Source organism: Microbacterium sp. AB (genome assembly GCF_032878875.1).
GTDB classification, from domain to species: domain Bacteria; phylum Actinomycetota; class Actinomycetes; order Actinomycetales; family Microbacteriaceae; genus Microbacterium; species Microbacterium betulae.
In genome coordinates this window covers 2,229,044-2,248,679 of record NZ_CP118157.1, presented here as the reverse complement: position 1 = coordinate 2,248,679, position 19,636 = coordinate 2,229,044, and the positions used below count along the sequence as shown (strand labels likewise).

Sequence of the window (19,636 nt, the reverse complement as noted above, 5' to 3'; positions counted from 1 at the left end):
CCGTGCGAGGATCGAGGGGTGACGACATACCTCCTCGCCGGCGGCGGCACCGCCGGACACGTGAACCCCCTGCTCGCGGTGGCCGACGGGCTGCGGGCCCGGGACGCCGCGGACGAGATCCTCGTGCTGGGGACCCGCGAGGGACTGGAGTCGAGACTCGTCCCCGAGCGCGGATACGAGCTGCTCGTCGTCGACAAGGTGCCGTTCCCCCGTCGTCCGGACGGATACGCCCTGCGCTTCCCCGCGAAGTGGCGCAAGGCCGTCGGCGATGTCCGGCGCGACATCCGCGAGCGCGGCGTCGACGTCGTGCTGGGCGTCGGCGGCTACGCGGCGGCTCCCGCCTACGTCGCCGCACGCAGGGAGGGCGTGCCGTTCGTCGTGCACGAGGCCAACGCCCGCCCGGGGCTCGCGAACGTGCTCGGAGCGCGCAGGGCGGCGTCCGTCGGCGTCGCGTTCGACGGGACGCCCTTGAAGCGGGGAGAGGTCGTGGGGATGCCCCTGCGCCCCGAGATCGTGGACCTCGACCGTGCCGCGACGCGCCCCGCGGCGGCGGAGCACTTCGGGCTCGATCCCGAGAGGCCGACGCTCCTCGTCTTCGGCGGATCGCTCGGGGCGCGGCGCCTCAACGACGCGATCGGCGGCTCGTGGCAGGAGGTCCTGGACGCCGGGTGGCAGCTGCTGCACATCACGGGGGAGAGGTCCGACCTGGCCGACCCGGGCGTCGCCGGGTACGCCGTGCGCCGGTACATCGACCGGATGGACCTCGCCTTCGCGGTGGCCGACCTCATCGTGTCGAGGTCGGGGGCGTCGACCGTGAGCGAGGTCAGCGCGCTCGGCATCCCCGCCGTCTACGTGCCGTACCCCGTCGGCAACGGCGAGCAGCGCCTGAACGCGGCATCGGCCGTGGCCGCCGGCGCCGCGGCCGTCGTCGACGACGCGGCGTTCACGGCGGAGAAGGTGCGCACCGACGTCCTGCCCCTGCTGCGGCATCGCGATCGCATCGCGCGGATGGCGCGGGCCGCCGCCGGCGTCGGAACGCGCCGCGGCACCGAGAACGTCATCGCGCACCTCGACCGGGCCCTGGGGGCCTGAGACACCGGCGCCGCACCGGGGCACCACGCCTTCGCCCGACGTGGACCGTGCCTCCGCGCGCCACGGGCCCGATGCGGGAGCGGCCGCTTAGACTCGACGGGTCATGATCAAGCCCGACCTCACAGCCCCCGTCCCCGAGCGCATCGGCGCCGTGCACTTCATCGGCATCGGCGGCTCGGGCGTCTCCGGCCTCGCCCGCATGTTCCTCGCCGCGGGGATCCCCGTGTCGGGGTCCGACCGCGCCGAGAGCCAGAACACCCGTGACCTCGAGGCGCTCGGCGCGACCGTGCGCATCGGGCACGACGCCGCCAACGTCGGCGACGTCGACACCGTCGTCTACACGGGGGCGATCTGGCCGGAGAACCCCGAGTACCTCGCCGCGAAGGAGCGGGGTCTCGCCGTCATCCACCGGTCTCAGGCGCTGCACCACCTCATCCGCGGACGCCGGCTCGTGTCGGTGGCGGGCGCCCACGGCAAGACGACGTCGACGGGCATGGTCGTCACGGCCCTGCGCGCGCTCGGCGCAGATCCGAGCTACGTGAACGGCGGAGTCATCCAGCAGGTCGGGGCGTCGAGCGGGGTCGGCTCCGACGAGCTCTTCGTCATCGAGGCCGACGAGTCGGATGGCACCTTCCTGCTGTACGACACCTCGGTCGCCCTCATCACGAACGTCGACGCCGACCATCTCGACCACTACGGCTCGCACGAGGCGTTCGACGACGCGTTCGTGCGCTTCGCGGACGAGGCGCGCGAGGCGGTCGTCATCTCCTCGGACGACCCCGGCGCGCGGCGCGTCGCGGCCCGGGTCTCGCACGGGGGGGTCGTCACCTTCGGCGAGGCGGAGGACGCCGACGTGCGCGTGGTCGACATCGTCACGGACGGACCCGTCGCCTTCACGCTCGTCCACCGGGGCGAGCGCGCCTCCGGCCGGCTCGCCGTGCCGGGGCGCCACAACGCGGTCAACGCGGCGGGCGCCGTCTCGGTCCTCCTGACGCTCGGCTACGATCTCGAGCCCGCGCTGCGCGCCGTCGAGACGTTCGGGGGCACCGTGCGCCGCTTCGAGCTGCACGGGGTCGAGCGCGGGGTGAGCGTCTTCGACGACTACGCCCATCACCCCACCGAGGTCGCCGCGGCGCTCGCCGCCGCACGAACGGTCGTGGGGGAGGGACGCATCATCGCCCTCCACCAGCCGCACACCTACTCGCGCACGAGGCTCATGGCGGGCGAGTTCGCGAGGGTCCTCGAAGGGCTCGCCGACCACACGGTCGTGCTCGACGTCTACGGCGCCCGCGAGGACCCGATCCCCGGCGTCACGGGCGAGCTCGTCAGCGCGGCGTTCGACGACGCGTCCCGCGTGCGCTTCGTCTCCGACTGGCAGGAGGCGGCCGACTATACGGCCTCGATCGCCCGAGAGGGCGACTACGTCGTCACGCTCGGCTGCGGAGACGTCTACCGGATCATCCCGCAGGTGCTCGGCGCCCTCGAGCGCACGGACGACGTCGCCGGCCAGGCGGTCTAGGAGATCGGCATGCGGCGGCCGGGGCCTCTTCCCCCCTCCTCGACCGGCCGGGAGGCGACGTCGTCCGCCGAGGACGAGGAACGCATCCTCTCCCGGCGGCGGGCCACGATGAAGCGTCTCGGCATCGACGCCGAGACGCGCGAAGCGCAGCGCGGCGACGAGTCGTCCGAGACCGCGCCGATCGTGACGCTCCGGCCGGAGGGCGACGCCGCCGACCCGGACGACGGGAGCCGGGCCGGGGGATGGCGTGCGGTGTGGCGGGCGACACGGGCGCGCCGCAGGGCGATGCGGGCGGAGATGCGCCGGTTCACGGCGCGCTCCCGACGGCGCCGTCTGATCTGGACGGTCGCGATCGGCGCGCTGCTGCTCCTCGTCGCCGGGAGCGCGGGGGCGGCGTACAGCCCGCTGTTCGCCGTCGAGGAGATCACCGTCGAGGGAGCGGAGCAGCTCGACGCCGCCGCGGTCGAGGCCGCGCTCTCCGATCAGGTGGGAACGCCGCTCCCGCTCGTCGACCACAGCGCGGTCAGGGCCGCGCTCCTGGGCTTCCCGCTCATCGAGACCTACACGCTGGAGGCGAACCCTCCGCACGACCTCGTCGTCCGCGTGGTCGAGCGGACCCCGGTGGGCGTGATCGAGTCGGAGGCGGGGTTCACGACCGTCGACGCCGCGGGCGTCGCGCTGGCGACGGCGGGAGAGCGCCCGGCGGGCCTGCCGCTCGTCTCCACGCCCGACGGCGCGGGGTCGGATGCGTTCCTGGCCGTGGGCCAGGTGCTGCGCTCGCTCCCCGACGACCTGCGGGCCCAGGTGACGGCGGCCTCGGCGACGACGACGGAGGACGTCACGCTGACGCTCGGCGACGGCGGGCCGCAGGTCGTCTGGGGGAGCGTCGACGACTCGGCGGAGAAGACCGTCGTCCTGCAGAGCGCGATGGAGGCGAGCCTCCCGGAGGGAGTGACCGTCTACGACGTCTCCGCGCCCGGCACCCTCATCGTCCGCTGAGGCGGCATCCGTCGCGGATCCCGGCTTTTTCTGCCGACACGCCCGCCCGCATTCCCGCGCCAGCGGGCGTGCGGCACGTAGCGTCGAGCAAGGAAGAAATACATACCGGGCAATACTTTAACCCTCTACTTGAACGTGAAGGTTGACGTCCCGGTGAAGCTTGGGGTCGATACGGAGGCCGGCATGAGCCAGAACCAGAACTACCTCGCCGTGATCAAGGTCGTCGGCGTCGGCGGCGGTGGCGTCAACGCGGTGAACCGCATGATCGAGCTCGGGCTTCGCGGCGTCGAGTTCATCGCGGTGAACACCGATGCGCAGGCGCTTCTCATGAGCGACGCGGACGTGAAGCTCGACGTCGGACGCGAGCTCACGCGCGGGCTTGGCGCAGGCGCCGACCCGGAGGTCGGCCGCCGCGCGGCGGAGGACCACGCGGAGGAGATCGAGCAGGCGCTCGCGGGCGCCGACATGGTCTTCGTGACCGCGGGCGAGGGAGGCGGGACGGGCACCGGCGGGGCCCCCGTCGTCGCGCGCATCGCGAAGTCGATCGGCGCGCTCACCATCGGCGTCGTGACGAAGCCGTTCTCGTTCGAGGGGCGTCGGCGCCAGAACCAGGCCGAGATCGGCGTGGCCTCGTTGAAGGAGGAGGTGGACACGCTCATCGTCGTGCCGAACGATCGTCTCCTCGAGATCAGCGACCGGGGGATCTCGATGGTCGAGGCGTTCGCGACCGCCGACCAGGTGCTCCTCGCCGGCGTGCAGGGCATCACCGACCTCATCACGACCCCCGGGCTCATCAACCTCGACTTCGCCGACGTCAAGTCGGTCATGCAGGGCGCGGGCTCCGCCCTCATGGGCATCGGCTCCGCCCGCGGCGCCGACCGCGCCATCAAGGCCGCCGAGCTCGCGGTCGAGTCGCCCCTGCTGGAGGCGTCGATCGAGGGCGCGCACGGCGTCCTGCTGTCGGTGCAGGGCGGGTCGAACCTCGGCATCTTCGAGATCAACGACGCCGCGCAGCTCGTCAAGGAGGCCGCGCATCCCGAGGCGAACATCATCTTCGGAACGGTCATCGACGACACGCTCGGCGACGAGGTGCGCGTGACGGTCATCGCCGCCGGGTTCGACGGCGGAGAGCCCCAGTCGCGCGTGGAGGTGCCGGCCTTCAGCGGCCGCGCCGAGCCGCAGAAGCCCACGTCGCCGCCCGTCGCGGGGGTGTCCGGCGACGCTCGGAAGCCCGCGGAGTCGGACGGGGCGGCGAAGCCGGAGCGTGAGTCGGTGCCCGTCGCGGCGGCCGGCCCCGTGCTGCCCGACTCGAGCGGCTTCGACTCGGCGTTCGGCGAGGACGACCTCGACATCCCCGACTTCCTCAAGTAGTCGTGTCCGACCTGGTCGCGCGTCTGGCGGATGTCGACGCGCGGATCGCCGACGCGGCGCGCTCGGCCGGGCGGGAGGCGGGGGAGATCACCCGGATCGTCGTGACGAAGTTCCATCCCTCGTCCCTCGTCCGAGAGCTCCACGGCCTCGGCGTCGGGGACGTCGGCGAGAGCCGGCAGCAGGAGCTGGCGTCGAAGGCGGAGGAGCTCTCCGGCCTCGAAGGGCTGCGGTGGCACTTCATCGGGCAGCTGCAGACGAAGAAGGCGCGATCGGTGCGCCGGTGCGCAGCCGCCGTCCACTCGGTCGACCGCGACCGGCTCGTGGAGGCGCTGGACGCGGCCGCGGCGCCGGGGGACGCTCCGCTCGACGTGCTCGTGCAGGTGAACCTCACCGACGACCCCGCACGCGGCGGCGTCGATCCCCGAGGCCTCTCCGCCCTCGCCGAGCGGGTCGCGTCCGCGCCGAGCCTCGCTCTGCGCGGGGTGATGGCCGTCGCGCCGCTCGACGAGGCCCCGGCCTCCGCCTTCGAGCGGCTCGCGGGATACTCCGGGCTCGTCCGCGCGGTCGAGCCCGCCGCCACCTGGATCTCCGCCGGCATGTCGGCGGACCTCGTCGAGGCCATCGCCTGCGGCGCGACACACCTGCGGATCGGAACCGCAATCACCGGCCCGCGTCCAGCGCGGGGTTAGCCTCAGACAAGACGCGAAGACAACGGAGGACGCCATGGCGAACCCGCTCAAGAAGACGATGGTCTACCTCGGCCTCGCCGACGAGGAAGAGTACGAGGAAGAGGCAGCGACGCAGCCTCGCGCGCACCGCGAGGAGCGGGCGCTGCGCGAGGAGCGCGCGCATCGAGAGGAGAATCTCATCGAAGACGCCGCTCCCGCACCGGTGACGCCGCTGCGCCGACCCTCCGTGGTGCGCCAGCCGGCATCCGGGGCGGTCAACGAGATCGTCACGGTGCACCCCAAGCAGTACCGCGACGCGCAGACGATCGCCGAGCACTTCCGCGACGGCATCCCCGTGATCATCAACCTCTCGCAGATGAGCGACGCCGACGCGCGCCGCCTCGTCGACTTCGCGAGCGGTCTCTCGCTGGGCCTGTACGGACGTATCGAGCGCGTGACGAGCAAGGTGTTCCTGCTCTCGCCGGAGAACATCGCCATCTCCGGGGACGGCGGGATCGCCCACGCCGACATCGAGTCGGCGCCCTTCGCGCAGTCGTGACCCGACCGCACGCCGGGATGGGGCAGAATCGTACGTCGTGAGCATCATCGGACTCGTCGGGTCGATTCTGAACTTCGCCCTCCTGCTGTACATCTTCGTGCTCTTCGGGCGGCTCATCCTCGACTACATCCCCCTGTTCAACCGGGAATGGCGTCCGCAGGGGGCCGTTCTCGTCCTCGCCGAGATCGCGTACACGCTCACGGACCCGCCGATCAAGGCGTTCCGGAAGGTCATCCCGCCGTTGCGGGTGGGCGGGATCGCGATCGACTTCGCGTTCGCGTTGACGATGCTGCTGTGCTTCATCCTGCTCTCCGTCACCCGAACGCTCTCCTACCTTTAGCGTCACGCGCCGCCCCCGGATCGGCAACGTCCGGGGGCGGCGGTTATGCTGTCAACCACGGACTGGTGCCAGGGCTCGTTCCCGACCGCCGACCGAGTACTCATCGAAAGAGGAGCCAACACCATGGCATTGACCCCGGATGACGTCGTCACCAAGCAGTTCCAGCACGTCCGGTTCAAGGAGGGGTTCGACCCGGACGAGGTCGACGACTTCCTGGATGAGATCGTCGTCGAGTGGCGTAAGACCATCGAGGAGAACGAGCAGCTGAAGTCGCAGCTCGCGAAGTACGAGTCCGGCGAGGCCGCTCCGGCCGTCGAGGCCGCTCCCGCGACGGAGCCCGCGCCCGTCGAGGAGCCCGCCCCCGTCGTCGAGCAGCCTGCCCCCGCCGCCGCTTCGGGCGTGTCGACCACCGCGACCAGCGCCGCGAGCATCATCGAGCGCGCGCAGCGCCTGCACGACGAGCACATCGCCGAGGGCCAGGCCCACGCCGAGCAGATCGTCTTCGAGGCGAAGTCGCAGGCCGGCCAGATCGTGGCCGAGGCCGAGGCCAAGCAGCGCGAGATCACCGCGAAGCTCGACAGCGAGCGCAAGACGCTCGAGGGACGCATCACGGAGCTCCGCCAGTTCGAGCGCGACTACCGTCAGCAGCTGCGCAGCTACTTCGAGACCAAGCTGAAGGACCTCGACGCGTCGAACACGGGCGCGGGCTCGACGCCCGTCTCGGCCATCGGTCTGTAAAGCCCGGCCTTGTCGGGCCGAGCCCCTCTTCGTGCGGCGGCGGCCGGCACCACGATCGCGGTCCTCGCGGTCCTGGTGCTGGCCGCCGATCAGTTCTCCAAGCAGCTGGCGATCGGCGGCCTGACCGAGCGGGAGAGCGTCCCGGTGCTCGGCGACGCCCTCCAGTGGTACCTCGTGTACAACCCCGGTGCGGCGTTCTCCCTCGGCGAGGACGTCACCTGGGTCTTCACGATCGCGATGGCGATCGTCGCCGTCGCCATCGTCTGGATCGCGATCACGAGGGTGCGCTCGTGGACCTGGGCGATCGTGCTCGGACTCCTCCTCGGCGGAGTGCTGGGCAATCTCACCGACCGGCTCTTCCGCGAGCCGGGTTTCGCCGTCGGGCACGTCGTCGACTTCATCCTGACGCCATGGATGTGGTTCTGGACGACCCCCGCGATCTACAACGTCGCGGACGTCTTCATCGTGACGATGATGATCTCCGTCGCCCTCCTCACACTGCGGGGCATCCGGTTCGACGGCACGCGGGAGAGGGACCACGCCCGGGCGGCTGCAGCCGAGGAGCGCGCGGCGGTCGCCGACGACCCGGCGCGTGCCGACGATCCCGTCGCCCTTGCGGCCTCGGACGTCCGCGACGACGAGAGCCGCGCCGCAGCGGCGGAGGCTGTGACTCGCGACGATGCGGCGCCGGCCGTTCCCGAGATCGACGGCGGCGACGCGGAGCGCCGCGGATGACGCAGGCGCGTCGTCTCCCGATCCCGGAGGGCCTCGACGGCACGCGCGTCGACGCGGCCCTCGCGAAGCTGCTGGGGTTCTCGCGGACGTTCGCCGCGGAGGTCGCCGAGGCTGGAGGCGTGCACCTCGACGGCGCGCCCGCGGGCAAGTCCGATCGCGTGATCGCCGGCTCCTGGCTGGACGTCGAGTGGCAGCCGAAGGAGGAGCCGCGCGTCGTGGCCGTGGAGGTCCCGGATCTCGGGATCGTCTTCCAGGACGACGACATCGTGGTGGTGGACAAGCCGACCGGCGTGGCTGCGCATCCCTCCGTCGGATGGGAGGGCCCGACCGTGCTCGGCGCGCTCCTTGCGGCGGGGGTGCGCGTCGCGACGAGCGGGGCCGCAGAGCGGCAGGGCATCGTCCATCGGCTCGACGTCGGGACGAGCGGCCTCATGGTCGTCGCGAAGACGGAGCAGGCGTACACGCTGCTCAAGCGCGCGTTCAAGGAGCGCACCGTCGACAAGGTCTATCACGCGGTGGTCCAGGGGCATCCGGATCCTCTCTCCGGCACGATCGACGCGCCCATCGGGCGTCATCCGAGCCATTCGTGGAAGTTCGCCGTCACGCCGGACGGCAAGGACTCGGTCACCCATTACGAGACGATCGAGGCGTTCCCCGGGGCCTCGCTGCTGGAGATCCACCTCGAGACGGGGCGCACGCATCAGATCCGCGTGCACATGGCGGCGCACCGGCATCCGTGCGTCGGCGATCCGCTGTACGGCGCGGACCCGACGCTGTCCGCGCGGCTCGGGCTGACGCGTCAGTGGCTGCATGCCCACGAGCTCGCGTTCTCCCATCCGGCGACGGGGGAGCGGGTCAGATTCACGTCCGCGTATCCCGATGACCTCGCTCACGCCCTCGCCATCCTGCGCAGCGCCTGACCCCGTCCTCACCCGTCCTCGCCCGCCCGCATCCGGCCGCCAGCGAGGCTCCACGCGAGCGGCGACAATCCATCGCCGCCGCGGGGATCCCGCCGGCGCACGCATTCTCGCCGTGAGGAAGGCCGCTCGCGGGGACGGATGGCGGGCGCGCCCGACACGCGGCGGCTCCGCGTCGGGGGCCGACCGTAGACTCGACGCATGGCGTCTGACTCCTTCGTCCACCTGCACGTGCACAGCGAGTACTCGATGCTCGACGGAGCGGCGAAGCTCGGCGCCATGACGAAGGCCGCCGCCGACTACGGCATGCCGGCGATCGCGGTGACCGACCACGGCAACACCTTCGCCGCGTACGAGTTCTACAGGTCCGCCAAGGCAGCGGGCGTGAAGCCCATCATCGGCCTCGAGGCGTATGTCACCCCGGGAACCCACCGCAGCGACAAGTCGCGCGTGCAGTGGGGGTCTCCCGACCAGAAGAGCGACGACGTGTCGGGCGCGGGCGCGTACACGCACATGACCCTGTTCAGCGAGACGACCCAGGGCATGCACAACCTCTTCCGCCTCAGCTCGCTGTCGAGCATGGAGGGCTACTACTTCAAGCCCCGCATGGACCGCGAGCTGCTGCAGACGTACGGCAAGGGGCTCATCGCGACGACGGGATGCCCCTCGGGCGAGATCCAGACGCGCCTGCGTCTCGGGCAGTACGACGCGGCGCGCGCCGCCGCGGCCGAGTTCCAGGACATCTTCGGCAAGGAGAACTACTTCGCCGAGATCATGGACCACGGCCTCTCCATCGAGCGGCGCATCATGAGCGACCTGCTGCGCCTGGCGAAGGACCTCGGCATCCCGCTCGTCGCGACGAACGACTCGCACTACACGCACCAGCACGAGGCCGATGCGCACGCGGCTCTCCTCTGCGTGCAGTCGGGCTCGACGCTCGACGACCCGAACCGGTTCAAGTTCGACGGCGACGGCTACTACGTCAAGACGGCGCAGGAGATGCGCCAGCTGTTCCGCGACCACCCCGACGCGTGCGACAACACGCTGCTCATCGCCGAGCGCTGCGACGTCGAGTTCAACACGGCGGCGAACTACATGCCGCGCTTCCCCGTGCCGGACGGCGAGACCGAGGAGAGCTGGTTCGTCAAGGAGGTCGAGAAGGGGCTGCACTACCGCTACCCGAACGGCGTCCCCGACGCGTCGCGCAAGCAGGCCGAGTACGAGATCGGCATCATCACCCAGATGGGGTTCCCCGGCTACTTCCTCGTCGTCGCCGACTTCATCAACTGGGCCAAGGACAACGGCATCCGCGTCGGCCCGGGCCGCGGCTCGGGCGCGGGGTCGATGGCCGCGTACGCGATGCGCATCACCGACCTCGACCCGCTCGAGCACGGCCTCATCTTCGAGCGCTTCCTCAACCCCGACCGCGTCTCGATGCCCGACTTCGACGTCGACTTCGACGACCGCCGACGCGGCGAGGTGATCGACTACGTCACCGCCAAGTACGGCGCCGAGCGCGTCGCGCAGATCGTCACCTACGGCACGATCAAGTCGAAGCAGGCGCTCAAGGACGCCGGTCGTGTGCTGGGCTTCCCCTTCAGCATGGGGGAGAAGCTGACGAAGGCCATGCCGCCGGCGGTGATGGGCAAGGACATGGCGCTCGACGGCATGTTCAACCCGGAGCATCCTCGCTACAAGGAGGCGGGCGAGTTCCGCTCGGTCATCGAGACGGATCCCGAGGCGCGCACGGTCTTCGACAGGGCCGTGGGGCTCGAGGGACTGAAGCGCCAGTGGGGCGTCCACGCCGCCGGCGTCATCATGTCGAGCGAGCCGCTCATCGACATCATCCCGATCATGCGCCGCGAGCAGGACGGCCAGATCGTCACGCAGTTCGACTACCCGGCGTGCGAGTCGCTCGGCCTCATCAAGATGGACTTCCTGGGGCTGCGCAACCTCACGATCCTGTCCGACGCCCTCGACAACATCCGCAGCAACCGCGGCGAGGAGGTGGACCTCGAGCACCTGCCGCTCGACGACAGGGCCGCATACGACCTGCTCGCCCGCGGGGACACGCTCGGCGTCTTCCAGCTCGACGGCGGGCCGATGCGGTCGCTGCTGCGCCTCATGAAGCCCGACAACTTCGAGGACATCTCCGCCGTCATCGCCCTGTACCGGCCCGGCCCCATGGGCGCGAACTCGCACACGAACTACGCGCTGCGCAAGAACGGCCAGCAGGAGATCACGCCGATCCACCCCGAGCTGGAGGAGCCGCTGCGGGAGATCCTCGACACGACCTACGGCCTCATCATCTACCAGGAGCAGGTGATGGCGATCGCCCAGAGGGTCGCGGGCTTCAGCCTCGGCCAGGCCGACATCCTGCGCCGGGCGATGGGCAAGAAGAAGAAGTCCGAGCTCGACAAGCAGTACGAGGGCTTCGCGGGCGGCATGACCGAGCGCGGCTACGGCGAGGGCGCGATCAAGGCGCTGTGGGACATCCTCCTGCCGTTCTCGGACTACGCCTTCAACAAGGCGCACTCGGCCGCGTACGGCGTCGTGTCGTACTGGACGGCGTATCTGAAGGCCCATTACCCGGCCGAGTACATGGCCGCCGTACTCACGAGCGTCGGCGACTCGCGCGACAAGCTCGCGATGTACCTCAACGAGTGCCGTCGCATGGGCATCCACGTGCTCCCGCCGGACGTCTCGGAGTCCATCAACTTCTTCGCGGCCGTCGGCGACGACATCCGCTTCGGGCTGGGCGCCATCCGCAACGTCGGCACGAACGTCGTGGACGGGATCGTCGCGGCGCGCGCGGAGGGGCCCTACACCGACTTCCACGACTTCCTGCGCCGGGTGCCGATGCACGTGACGAACAAGCGGACCGTGGAGTCGCTCATCAAGGCCGGCGCCTTCGACACCATGGGGTCGACCAGGCGCGCCCTCGTGGAGATCCACGAGCAGGCGGTGGAGTCCGCCGTGACCGACAAGCGCAACGCCGCCGGGGGAGCGATCGGCTTCGACTTCGACAGCCTCTGGGACGAGCCGGAGGCGGTGCAGAAGGTCCCGGAGCGGCCGGAGTGGACGAAGAAGGACAAGCTCGCCTTCGAACGCGACATGCTCGGCCTGTACGTCTCGGACCATCCGCTCGCGGGCCTGGAGGTGCCGCTGGCCAAGCACCGCTCGATCACGATCAGCGACCTCCTCGCCTCGGAGGACCTGCAGGACGGAGACCAGGTGACCGTCGCGGGCCTCGTCACGAGCGCGCAGCACCGCGTGGCGAAGTCGAGCGGGAACCCCTACGGGATGATCACCGTCGAGGACTTCGACGGCGAGGTCACGGTCATGTTCATGGGCAAGACCTACACGGAGTTCCAGCCGATCCTGCAGCAGGACTCGGTGCTCGCGGTGCGCGGCCGGGTGTCGCGGCGCGACGACGGGATGAACCTGCATGCGCAGTCCGCCTTCGTGCCGGACGTGGGGGGGGTGGAGGCGTCAGGGCCGCTCACGCTGCTGCTGCCCGAGCAGCGCGCGACCGAGCGCGTGGCGAACGACCTCGTCGACGTGCTCCGGCGCCATGCGGGCGACACGGAGGTTCGGCTGAAGATGCATCGCGGACGCGCCGCGAAGGTGTTCGAGGTGCCGATCCCGGTGTCGATCACGGCGGAGCTCTTCGGAGACCTCAAGGCGCTGCTCGGCCCGCAGTGCCTCGGATGAGGACGGTCGTCCTCGTCCGGGCCGTGACGGAGAGCGTTCCCCGTCGGGGAGGGCCCCGCGGGAAGTAGGATCGAGCCGCAGCGCCTCCGACGGAAGGAAACCACGGTGACAGACCAGTATCCGGGGCAGACGCCTCAACACGCCCCCGATGCCGCCCGGCAGGACGCCGGCACCGGCGGGCAGCCGCAGAGCGGGGTCGGGCCGTTCACGCCGCGCGAGCTCATCATCGTGATCGTCGGCGCCCTGGCGCTGCTGGCCTCGTTCTTCTCCGTCTACCGCTTCTCGTTCCTCCCGATCTGGGCGAACGGACTGGAATGGATCCTCGCCGCGCTCCTGCCGGCGGCGGGCACGTTCCTGGTGCTGCTGCGGCGCCTCGCGCCCACGGCGATCACGCGCGTCGGCTCGCTCGGCATCGACCAGTTCGCGTCCGTCGCGTTCTCGGTGGGAGCCGTGTCATGGGTCGGCCAGCTCGCATGGGGCGTGCAGGGCGGCGAGTGGTACACCACCTGGGTGCCGTGGATCGAGACGCTGCTCCTGCTCGCCGGCGTGTTCTTCACGGTCGTCGCGCCTTTCGTGCCGCCGTTCCGGGAGGACTTCGAAGGACGCGAGGAGCGCGCGGCGCATCCCGCGGCGCGCGCGCCGCGGCCCGTCGTCCACGCCCCCAAGCCGCAGCCCGCACCGGCGTACTCGAGCGGATGGCCGCAGCAGGGGCAGGGATACGGGCAGAGCGGGTACGGCGCCTACGGCCAGCAGCCCGCATACGGCGCGCCGCAGGCGGGATACGACCCGCAGAACCCCTACGCGTCGCAGCAGGGCCCCGCGCCCTACGGGCAGCCCTATCCGTACGGGCAGCAGCACGCGCCTCAGGGAGCGACGGGCGCGCAGCCCGGGTACGGCTACGTCGTCCCGGGGGAGGAGCAGGCTCCGTCCCCGCAGCCCGCCGACCCGTCGGACGAGCAGGCGCCGGCGCCCGTCAACCCGTATCTCTCCGTCTCCCCCGTGGCGGAGGGCGCCGACCCGGCCGATCCGGCGCCCGCGGACGCGGAGCAGGACGAGATCGCCGACGTCGACGTGACGGAGCCCGACGCGGAGCAGCCCGCTCCCGAGGACGCCGCGCACGGCGGGGCCGACGAGCTCTCGCGGCTCGTGGCGCAGGCGGATGCCTCGCTGCCGGGCGAGGCGCCCGCGGCGGCATCGCAGCAGCCGTTCTGGGCGCTCGTGCCGGTCGAGCGCGACGTCGTCGACGAGACGGGGGCGCCGCTGTTCCGCATCGGCCCGACCGCGTGGGCGCTCGTGCTGGAGGACCGCGGCGAGGTGTTCGTCGTGCGCGACGACGACGGCCGTGTCGGCTTCCTGCACGACGTCTCGGGCGTCACGCGCGGCTGACCGAGCGCTCGCGACGTCGTCCTCGTGAGGCCGCCGTCGCGGAACGGCGGGCGGCCGCGGGATAATCGATGCATGCGCATCATCGATCTCCGCGGCCGCACGCTCACGCGGGCCGAGCTCCTGGCCGTCGTCCCCCGCGCCGCCGAGGCGCTGCAGAACGCGGCGACGGTCGCGACCGAGATCGTCGCGGACGTCCGCGCGCGGGGCGAGGAGGCGCTTCGCGAGCAGGCCGACCGGTTCGATCGCGTCTCGGGCCACGCGGTACGCGTTCCCGCTGCGCACATCGCCGAGGCCGTCGGAGGGCTCGATCCCGAGGTGCGCGCCGCTCTCGAGAAGGCCATCGTGCGGGTGCGCGAGGCCTCGGCCGCTCAGGTGCCGGAGGCGCGGACCACGCGGATCGGCGACGGCGCGCGCATCGTGCAGCGCTGGCAGCCGGTCGCGCGCGCGGGCGTCTACATCCCCGGCGGCAAGGCGGTCTATCCGTCGAGCGTGGTCATGAACGTCGTCCCGGCGCAGGTCGCGGGCGTCACGAGCATCGCGCTCGCCTCGCCTCCCCAGTCCGATCAGGGCGGCCGCGTGCACCCGACCATCCTCGGCGTGGCCGGGCTCCTCGGCATCGACGAGGTCTACGCCATGGGCGGCGCCGGCGCGATCGGAGCGCTCGCCCTCGGGGTGCCCTCGCTCGGGCTCGACCCGGTCGACGTCGTGTCGGGGCCGGGCAACAACTTCGTCGCCGCCGCCAAGCGCGTCGTGGCGGGCTTCGTCGGGACGGATGCCGAGGCGGGCGCCACCGAGATCCTCATCGTCGCCGACGGGTCGGCGGATGCCCGACTCGTGGCGTACGACCTGGTGAGCCAGGCCGAGCACGACGAGCAGGCGTCCGCGGTCCTGGTCACGGCCTCGCAGACGCTGGCGGCCGCCGTCGCCGCCGAGCTCGAGCGCATCGTCCCCGCCACCCGTCACGCCGAGCGGGTGACGACGGCGCTCGCGGGCGAGCAGTCGGCCGTCGTCCTCGTCGACGACGAGGCCGCCGCGGAGGCGTTCAGCAACGCCTACGCGCCCGAGCACCTCGAGCTCCACATCGTCGACGCCGTGGAGGCCGCGGAGCGCTACACGAGCGCCGGTGCGATCTTCATCGGCGGTTTCGCCCCCGTGAGCCTCGGCGACTATCTCGCCGGCTCGAACCACGTCCTGCCCACGGGCGGGCAGGCGCGGTACGCGGCCGGGCTCGGATCACACACCTTCCTGCGCCCGCAGCAGCTCGTCGAGTACGACCGCGACGGGCTCGCCGAGGTGGCCGACGCCATCGTCGCCCTGGCGGAGGCAGAGGCGCTGCCGGCGCACGGCGAGGCCGTCACCGCACGGTTCGCAGGATCCGCCGAGTAGGCTCGTCCGGTATGCACTGCCCGTTCTGCCGCCACGGCGACTCCCGCGTCATCGATTCGCGCACCAGCGACGACGGACTGTCGATCCGCCGCAGGCGCCAGTGCCCGCAGTGCGGGGGGCGGTTCTCGACGATCGAGACGGCGAGCCTCAACGTCATCAAGCGGTCGGGCGCCGTCGAGCCCTTCAGCCGCGACAAGGTCGTCGCCGGAGTGCGGAAGGCGTGCCAGGGACGCCCGGTCACGGATGCCGACCTCGCGATCCTCGCGCAGAAGGTGGAGGAGGCGGTGCGGCAGACGGGGCTCAGCCAGATCGACGCCAACGACATCGGCCTCGCCATCCTCGGCCCGCTCCGCGATCTCGACGAGGTGGCCTATCTGCGGTTCGCGAGCGTGTATCAGGCCTTCGACTCGCTCGAGGACTTCGAGTCGTCGATCGCCGACCTGCGTGCGGACCACGCGCGCGAGGTCGCGGCCGGGACGCCCGACGCGAGCTGACCGCCGCACCGGATAACCTGGCGGAGATGTATCCCCTCCTCTTCCGCCACGTCCTCACGCGCCTCGATCCCGAGTTCGCGCACCACCTGGGCATGCTCGTCGTGCGCGTCCTCGGCTCACCGCCCGCGTCGTGGGTCGTCCGCGCGCTGAGCCGCCCCGATCCGTCCCTCGCCGTCCGGGCCCTCGGGCACGAGTTCCCGACGCCGTTCGGCGTGGCCGCGGGCTTCGACAAGGACGTCGTCGGCGTGAGGGGGCTCGACGCGCTCGGGTTCGGCCATGTCGAGGTGGGCACGCTCACGGCCATCCCGCAGCCGGGAAACCCGAGGCCGAGGCTGTTCCGCCTCGTGCCCGACCGCGCCCTGGTGAACAGGATGGGCTTCAACAACAAGGGCGCCGCGGCGGCGGCACGGCGCCTCGCGCGTCTGCGCCGAGGAGGCGCCGTCGTCGGCGTCAACATCGGCAAGAGCCGCGTGGTCGCCGTCGAGGACGCCGCGGCCGACTACGTCGCGAGCGCGCGCACGCTCAGCCCGCTCGCCGACTACCTCGCCGTGAACGTGTCCTCGCCGAACACACCGGGACTTCGCGGGCTGCAGGCGGTCGAGACGCTGCGTCCCCTCCTCGCGGCGGTCGCGGAGGCGGCGGGAGACACGCCCCTGCTCGTCAAGATCGCCCCCGACCTGCCGGACGAGGAGGTCACGGCGCTCGCCCGCCTCGCCGTCGAGCTCGGGCTGGCGGGTCTCATCGCGACGAACACCACGATCTCCCGCGAGGGACTCACGTCCGATCCGGTGACGATCGTGGCCGCGGGGGAGGGAGGGCTGTCCGGCTCCCCGCTCAAGCAGCGGTCGCTCGACGTGCTCGCGCTCGTGCGCACGGCCGTCCCCGACCCCGGCTTCTGCGTCGTCTCGGTCGGCGGCGTCGACGACGCCGAGGACGTGCAGCAGCGCATCGACGCGGGGGCGACGCTCGTGCAGGGCTACAGCGGTTTCATCTACGAGGGACCGTTCTGGGCGCGCCGCATCAACCGCGACCTCGTGCGCCTGCGCTCCGGCCGCTGACGGCGTCGACGGAGAAGCCCCGGAGCCGAGCGGCTCCGGGGCTTCTCCGTACCGGGATCAGGACGGGTACTGTCCGCGCCCGACCTGCGCCTTCGGCAGGCGCATGAAGCGCATCTGAACCGAGCGCATCGCCGCGTACCACCCGATGCCCTTCTCGACGTTCTGCTTGCCGCCGAACTTGTCCGCGACCTTCCTCTTGACGCGGTTCGACAGGACGACCATGTCGCCGACGGCGAAGAGGATGAAGATCCAGAGCACGACGAACGACCAGTACTGGGTCACGTACGTGGGGATGAACGTCGCGACGATCACGAGCACCATCATCGGCATGAGGAACTCGCCCAGGTGCCATCCGGCATCCGTCCAGTCTCGGGCGAACTTCTTCTGCGGTCCCTTGTCGCGCACGGGAAGGTACTTCTCCTCGCCGTTCGCCATGCCGACGCGGGCGCGCTCCTGGCGGGCGCGCAGCTCGGCCTTGGCCGCCTGACGGCCCTCCTTGGTGTCGGGCACGAGCGGGCGGCGGTTGGCCGCCTCGCGCTCGGCGCGCGTCGGAGTCGGACGGCCCTTCCCTGTGGGGGGCGTCGTCGACGACGCGTCGTTCTCTGCGGAAGGGGTCTTGACCATGGCCTACCTCGGAAGTCTCGTCGCGGAATATCCCTAAGATTACCGGTATGACCTCCCAGCTCCCTGCGGAACGACAGCTCATCGAGGCCGCGGAGGGGGGCATCCCCTCCGCGCTCGCGGATCTCGGGCGTCTCGTGCGCATCCCGGGCATCGCGTGGCCGTCCTTCGACCAGGAGCAGCTGCAGCGCAGCGCGCGGACGATCGCCGAGCTCGCCGAGGGCGCCGGGGTGTTCGACGAGGTGCGCGTCCTGTCGGCGACGATCCCGGGGACGGGGGAGCAGGGGCAGCCGGCCGTCCTCGCCACGCGCGCCGCCCGTCGCGGCAGGCCGACCGTGATGCTCTACGCGCATCACGACGTGCAGCCTCCGGGCGACGAGGCGCTGTGGGAGACCCCGCCGTTCGAGCCGACCGTGCGCGACGGGCGCCTCTACGGCCGCGGCGCTGCGGACGACAAGGCCGGTGTGATGACCCACATCGCCTCGCTCCGCGCGCTGCGCGAGACCTACGGCGACGACCTCGACCTCGGCCTCGTCCTCTTCGTCGAGGGGGAGGAGGAGTACGGGTCGCGCTCGTTCACGCAGTTCCTCTCGGACAACGCCGAGGCGATGCGCTCCGACGTCATCGTCGTCGCGGACTCGGGCAACTGGGACTCCGAGACCCCCGCGGTCACTGTCTCGCTGCGGGGGAACGCGAAGTTCCACCTCACGGTGCGCACGCTCGACCACGCCTCGCACTCGGGGATGTTCGGCGGCGCGGTGCCCGACGCGATGCTCGCGACGATCACGCTGCTGGCGACGCTGTGGGACGAGGCGGGCTCCGTCGCCGTCGAGGGGCTCGTCGCGCGGGACGCCGGGACGCCCGCCTACGACGAGGAGACGCTGCGCGGCGAGACGGGGCTGCTGCCGGGCGTGCAGCCGATCGGCGACGGCACGATCCTCTCGCGCATCTGGAACAAGCCGTCGATCACCGTGACGGGCGTCGACTTCACGAGCGTGGACGCCGCATCGAACACGCTGTCGCCGGAGGTCACCGTGGTCGTGAGCGCGCGCGTGGCACCGGGCCAGAGCGCACGGGACGCCTACGCCGCGATCGAGCGCCACCTGCGTGCGCGCGCGCCGTTCGGCGCAGAGCTGAGCTTCAGCGACGTCGACCTGGGAGACGGCTTCCTCGTCGACACGAGCGGATGGGCCGTCGAGCTCGCGCGCGGAGCGATGCGGGACGGCTACGGCAAGGAGGCCGTGGACTACGGCGTCGGGGGATCCATCCCGTTCATCGCCGATCTCGTCGAGCGCTATCCCGAGGCGCAGATCCTCGTCACGGGTGTGGAGGATCCGCACTCGCGCGCGCACAGCCCCAACGAGTCGCTGCACCTCGACACGTTCCGACACGCCGTCCTCGCCGAGACCCTCCTGCTCGCGCGGGCGAACGAGCGCACGGGCTGAGCCCGTCGCGATCCGCCGAGCCCTTTCCCCGGTTCCGGCGTTACGATGGAGCCCTATCGCCGCCCGCGCGCGGCCGTCACGAAGGAGCGTCATGACAGACACGACACTTGCCGCACCCGCTGAGACGCGCGCTCACGGCGTGAGCCTCAGCGAGGCCGCAGCCGCGAAGGTGAAGAGCCTGCTCGAGCAGGAGGGGCGCGACGACCTGCGCCTGCGCGTGGCCGTGCAGCCCGGGGGCTGCTCCGGCCTCATCTACCAGCTGTACTTCGACGAGCGCTCTCTCGACGGCGACGAGACGGTCGACTTCGACGGCGTCGAGGTCATCGTCGACAACATGAGCGTGCCGTATCTCGACGGCGCGTCGATCGACTTCAAGGACACGATCTCGGAGCAGGGCTTCACGATCGACAACCCGAACGCCTCGGGATCGTGCGCCTGCGGCGACAGCTTCCACTGAGCCGGTCCCCGAAGAGCCCCGCGCCCCGACGGCGCGGGGCTCTTCGCATGCCCGGAGCGGCTCCCCGATATCGGCCACGCGCTGGGAGCATGGCCAGAATCCGATGTGCGGTTGCCCTAGACTTGTCCGTGCCCTAT

General features: G+C 71.4%; 18 protein-coding genes. 17 read left to right on the top strand and 1 reads right to left on the bottom strand.

Features of this window, described 5'->3' with window-relative positions:
* Positions 1-18: 18 nt before the first annotated feature.
* The 15 genes from N8K70_RS10635 (at position 19) to N8K70_RS10565 (ending at position 16,976) form a co-directional block, all read left to right on the top strand.
* Positions 19-1,092: a UDP-N-acetylglucosamine--N-acetylmuramyl-(pentapeptide) pyrophosphoryl-undecaprenol N-acetylglucosamine transferase gene (locus N8K70_RS10635; protein ID WP_317138318.1), complete on the top strand. Its 1,074-nt coding sequence runs from the start codon at positions 19-21 to the stop codon at positions 1,090-1,092.
* Between the two features lie 103 nt (positions 1,093-1,195).
* Complete coding sequence (murC, locus tag N8K70_RS10630) at positions 1,196-2,611, top strand: UDP-N-acetylmuramate--L-alanine ligase (RefSeq protein ID WP_317138317.1); 1,416 nt, start codon at positions 1,196-1,198, stop codon at positions 2,609-2,611.
* A 9-nt stretch (positions 2,612-2,620) separates the two neighbouring features.
* Positions 2,621-3,610, top strand: a complete 990-nt coding sequence (locus N8K70_RS10625) for an FtsQ-type POTRA domain-containing protein (protein WP_317138316.1) — start codon at positions 2,621-2,623, stop codon at positions 3,608-3,610.
* Between the two features lie 183 nt (positions 3,611-3,793).
* Positions 3,794-4,981, top strand: coding sequence for a cell division protein FtsZ (gene ftsZ / locus N8K70_RS10620; RefSeq protein WP_317138315.1), 1,188 nt, complete (start codon positions 3,794-3,796; stop codon positions 4,979-4,981).
* Between the two features lie 2 nt (positions 4,982-4,983).
* The gene (locus tag N8K70_RS10615) at positions 4,984-5,670 is read left to right on the top strand and encodes a YggS family pyridoxal phosphate-dependent enzyme (RefSeq protein WP_317138314.1); all 687 of its coding nucleotides are present in this window, start codon (positions 4,984-4,986) and stop codon (positions 5,668-5,670) included.
* 34 nt (positions 5,671-5,704) lie between these two features.
* Positions 5,705-6,208, top strand: a complete 504-nt coding sequence (locus N8K70_RS10610; protein WP_317138313.1) for a cell division protein SepF — start codon at positions 5,705-5,707, stop codon at positions 6,206-6,208.
* Between the two features lie 37 nt (positions 6,209-6,245).
* Complete coding sequence (locus N8K70_RS10605; protein ID WP_317138312.1) at positions 6,246-6,548, top strand: YggT family protein; 303 nt, start codon at positions 6,246-6,248, stop codon at positions 6,546-6,548.
* Between the two features lie 123 nt (positions 6,549-6,671).
* Positions 6,672-7,286, top strand: coding sequence for a DivIVA domain-containing protein (locus tag N8K70_RS10600; protein WP_317138311.1), 615 nt, complete (start codon positions 6,672-6,674; stop codon positions 7,284-7,286).
* Between the two features lie 9 nt (positions 7,287-7,295).
* Positions 7,296-8,021: a signal peptidase II gene (locus N8K70_RS10595; protein ID WP_317138310.1), complete on the top strand. Its 726-nt coding sequence runs from the start codon at positions 7,296-7,298 to the stop codon at positions 8,019-8,021.
* Positions 8,018-8,941: an RluA family pseudouridine synthase gene (locus N8K70_RS10590; RefSeq protein ID WP_317138309.1), complete on the top strand. Its 924-nt coding sequence runs from the start codon at positions 8,018-8,020 to the stop codon at positions 8,939-8,941. Before N8K70_RS10595 ends, N8K70_RS10590 begins: the two co-directional genes overlap by 4 nt.
* Before the next feature lie 198 nt (positions 8,942-9,139).
* On the top strand, positions 9,140-12,652 hold the full coding sequence (gene dnaE, locus N8K70_RS10585; RefSeq protein ID WP_317138308.1) for a DNA polymerase III subunit alpha: 3,513 nt from the start codon (positions 9,140-9,142) through the stop codon (positions 12,650-12,652).
* Between the two features lie 105 nt (positions 12,653-12,757).
* A complete protein-coding gene (locus N8K70_RS10580) occupies positions 12,758-14,038 on the top strand; it encodes a hypothetical protein (RefSeq protein WP_317138307.1) in 1,281 nt (426 codons plus the stop codon).
* 72 nt (positions 14,039-14,110) lie between these two features.
* Entirely contained in the window at positions 14,111-15,424 is a 1,314-nt protein-coding gene (gene hisD / locus N8K70_RS10575) for a histidinol dehydrogenase (RefSeq protein ID WP_317138306.1), read from the top strand.
* Between the two features lie 11 nt (positions 15,425-15,435).
* A complete protein-coding gene (nrdR, locus tag N8K70_RS10570) occupies positions 15,436-15,918 on the top strand; it encodes a transcriptional regulator NrdR (protein ID WP_317138305.1) in 483 nt (160 codons plus the stop codon).
* Positions 15,919-15,944: 26 nt separating this feature from the next.
* Positions 15,945-16,976 carry a quinone-dependent dihydroorotate dehydrogenase gene (locus N8K70_RS10565; protein ID WP_317138304.1) on the top strand — a complete coding sequence of 344 codons (1,032 nt, stop codon included), beginning with the start codon at positions 15,945-15,947 and terminating at the stop codon, positions 16,974-16,976.
* A 57-nt stretch (positions 16,977-17,033) separates the two neighbouring features.
* On the opposite strand, the gene N8K70_RS10560 is transcribed toward N8K70_RS10565, so the two are convergent.
* Positions 17,034-17,600 carry a DUF3043 domain-containing protein gene (locus tag N8K70_RS10560; RefSeq protein ID WP_317138303.1) on the bottom strand — a complete coding sequence of 189 codons (567 nt, stop codon included), beginning with the start codon at positions 17,598-17,600 and terminating at the stop codon, positions 17,034-17,036.
* A 47-nt stretch (positions 17,601-17,647) separates the two neighbouring features.
* Between N8K70_RS10560 and N8K70_RS10555 the strand changes: the two genes are divergently transcribed.
* Together N8K70_RS10555 and erpA are read left to right on the top strand one after the other, a co-directional pair.
* Entirely contained in the window at positions 17,648-19,042 is a 1,395-nt protein-coding gene (locus N8K70_RS10555; protein WP_317138302.1) for a dipeptidase, read from the top strand.
* A gap of 91 nt (positions 19,043-19,133) precedes the next feature.
* On the top strand, positions 19,134-19,499 hold the full coding sequence (gene erpA, locus N8K70_RS10550; protein ID WP_317138301.1) for an iron-sulfur cluster insertion protein ErpA: 366 nt from the start codon (positions 19,134-19,136) through the stop codon (positions 19,497-19,499).
* The last annotated feature ends 137 nt before the right edge of the window (positions 19,500-19,636 follow it).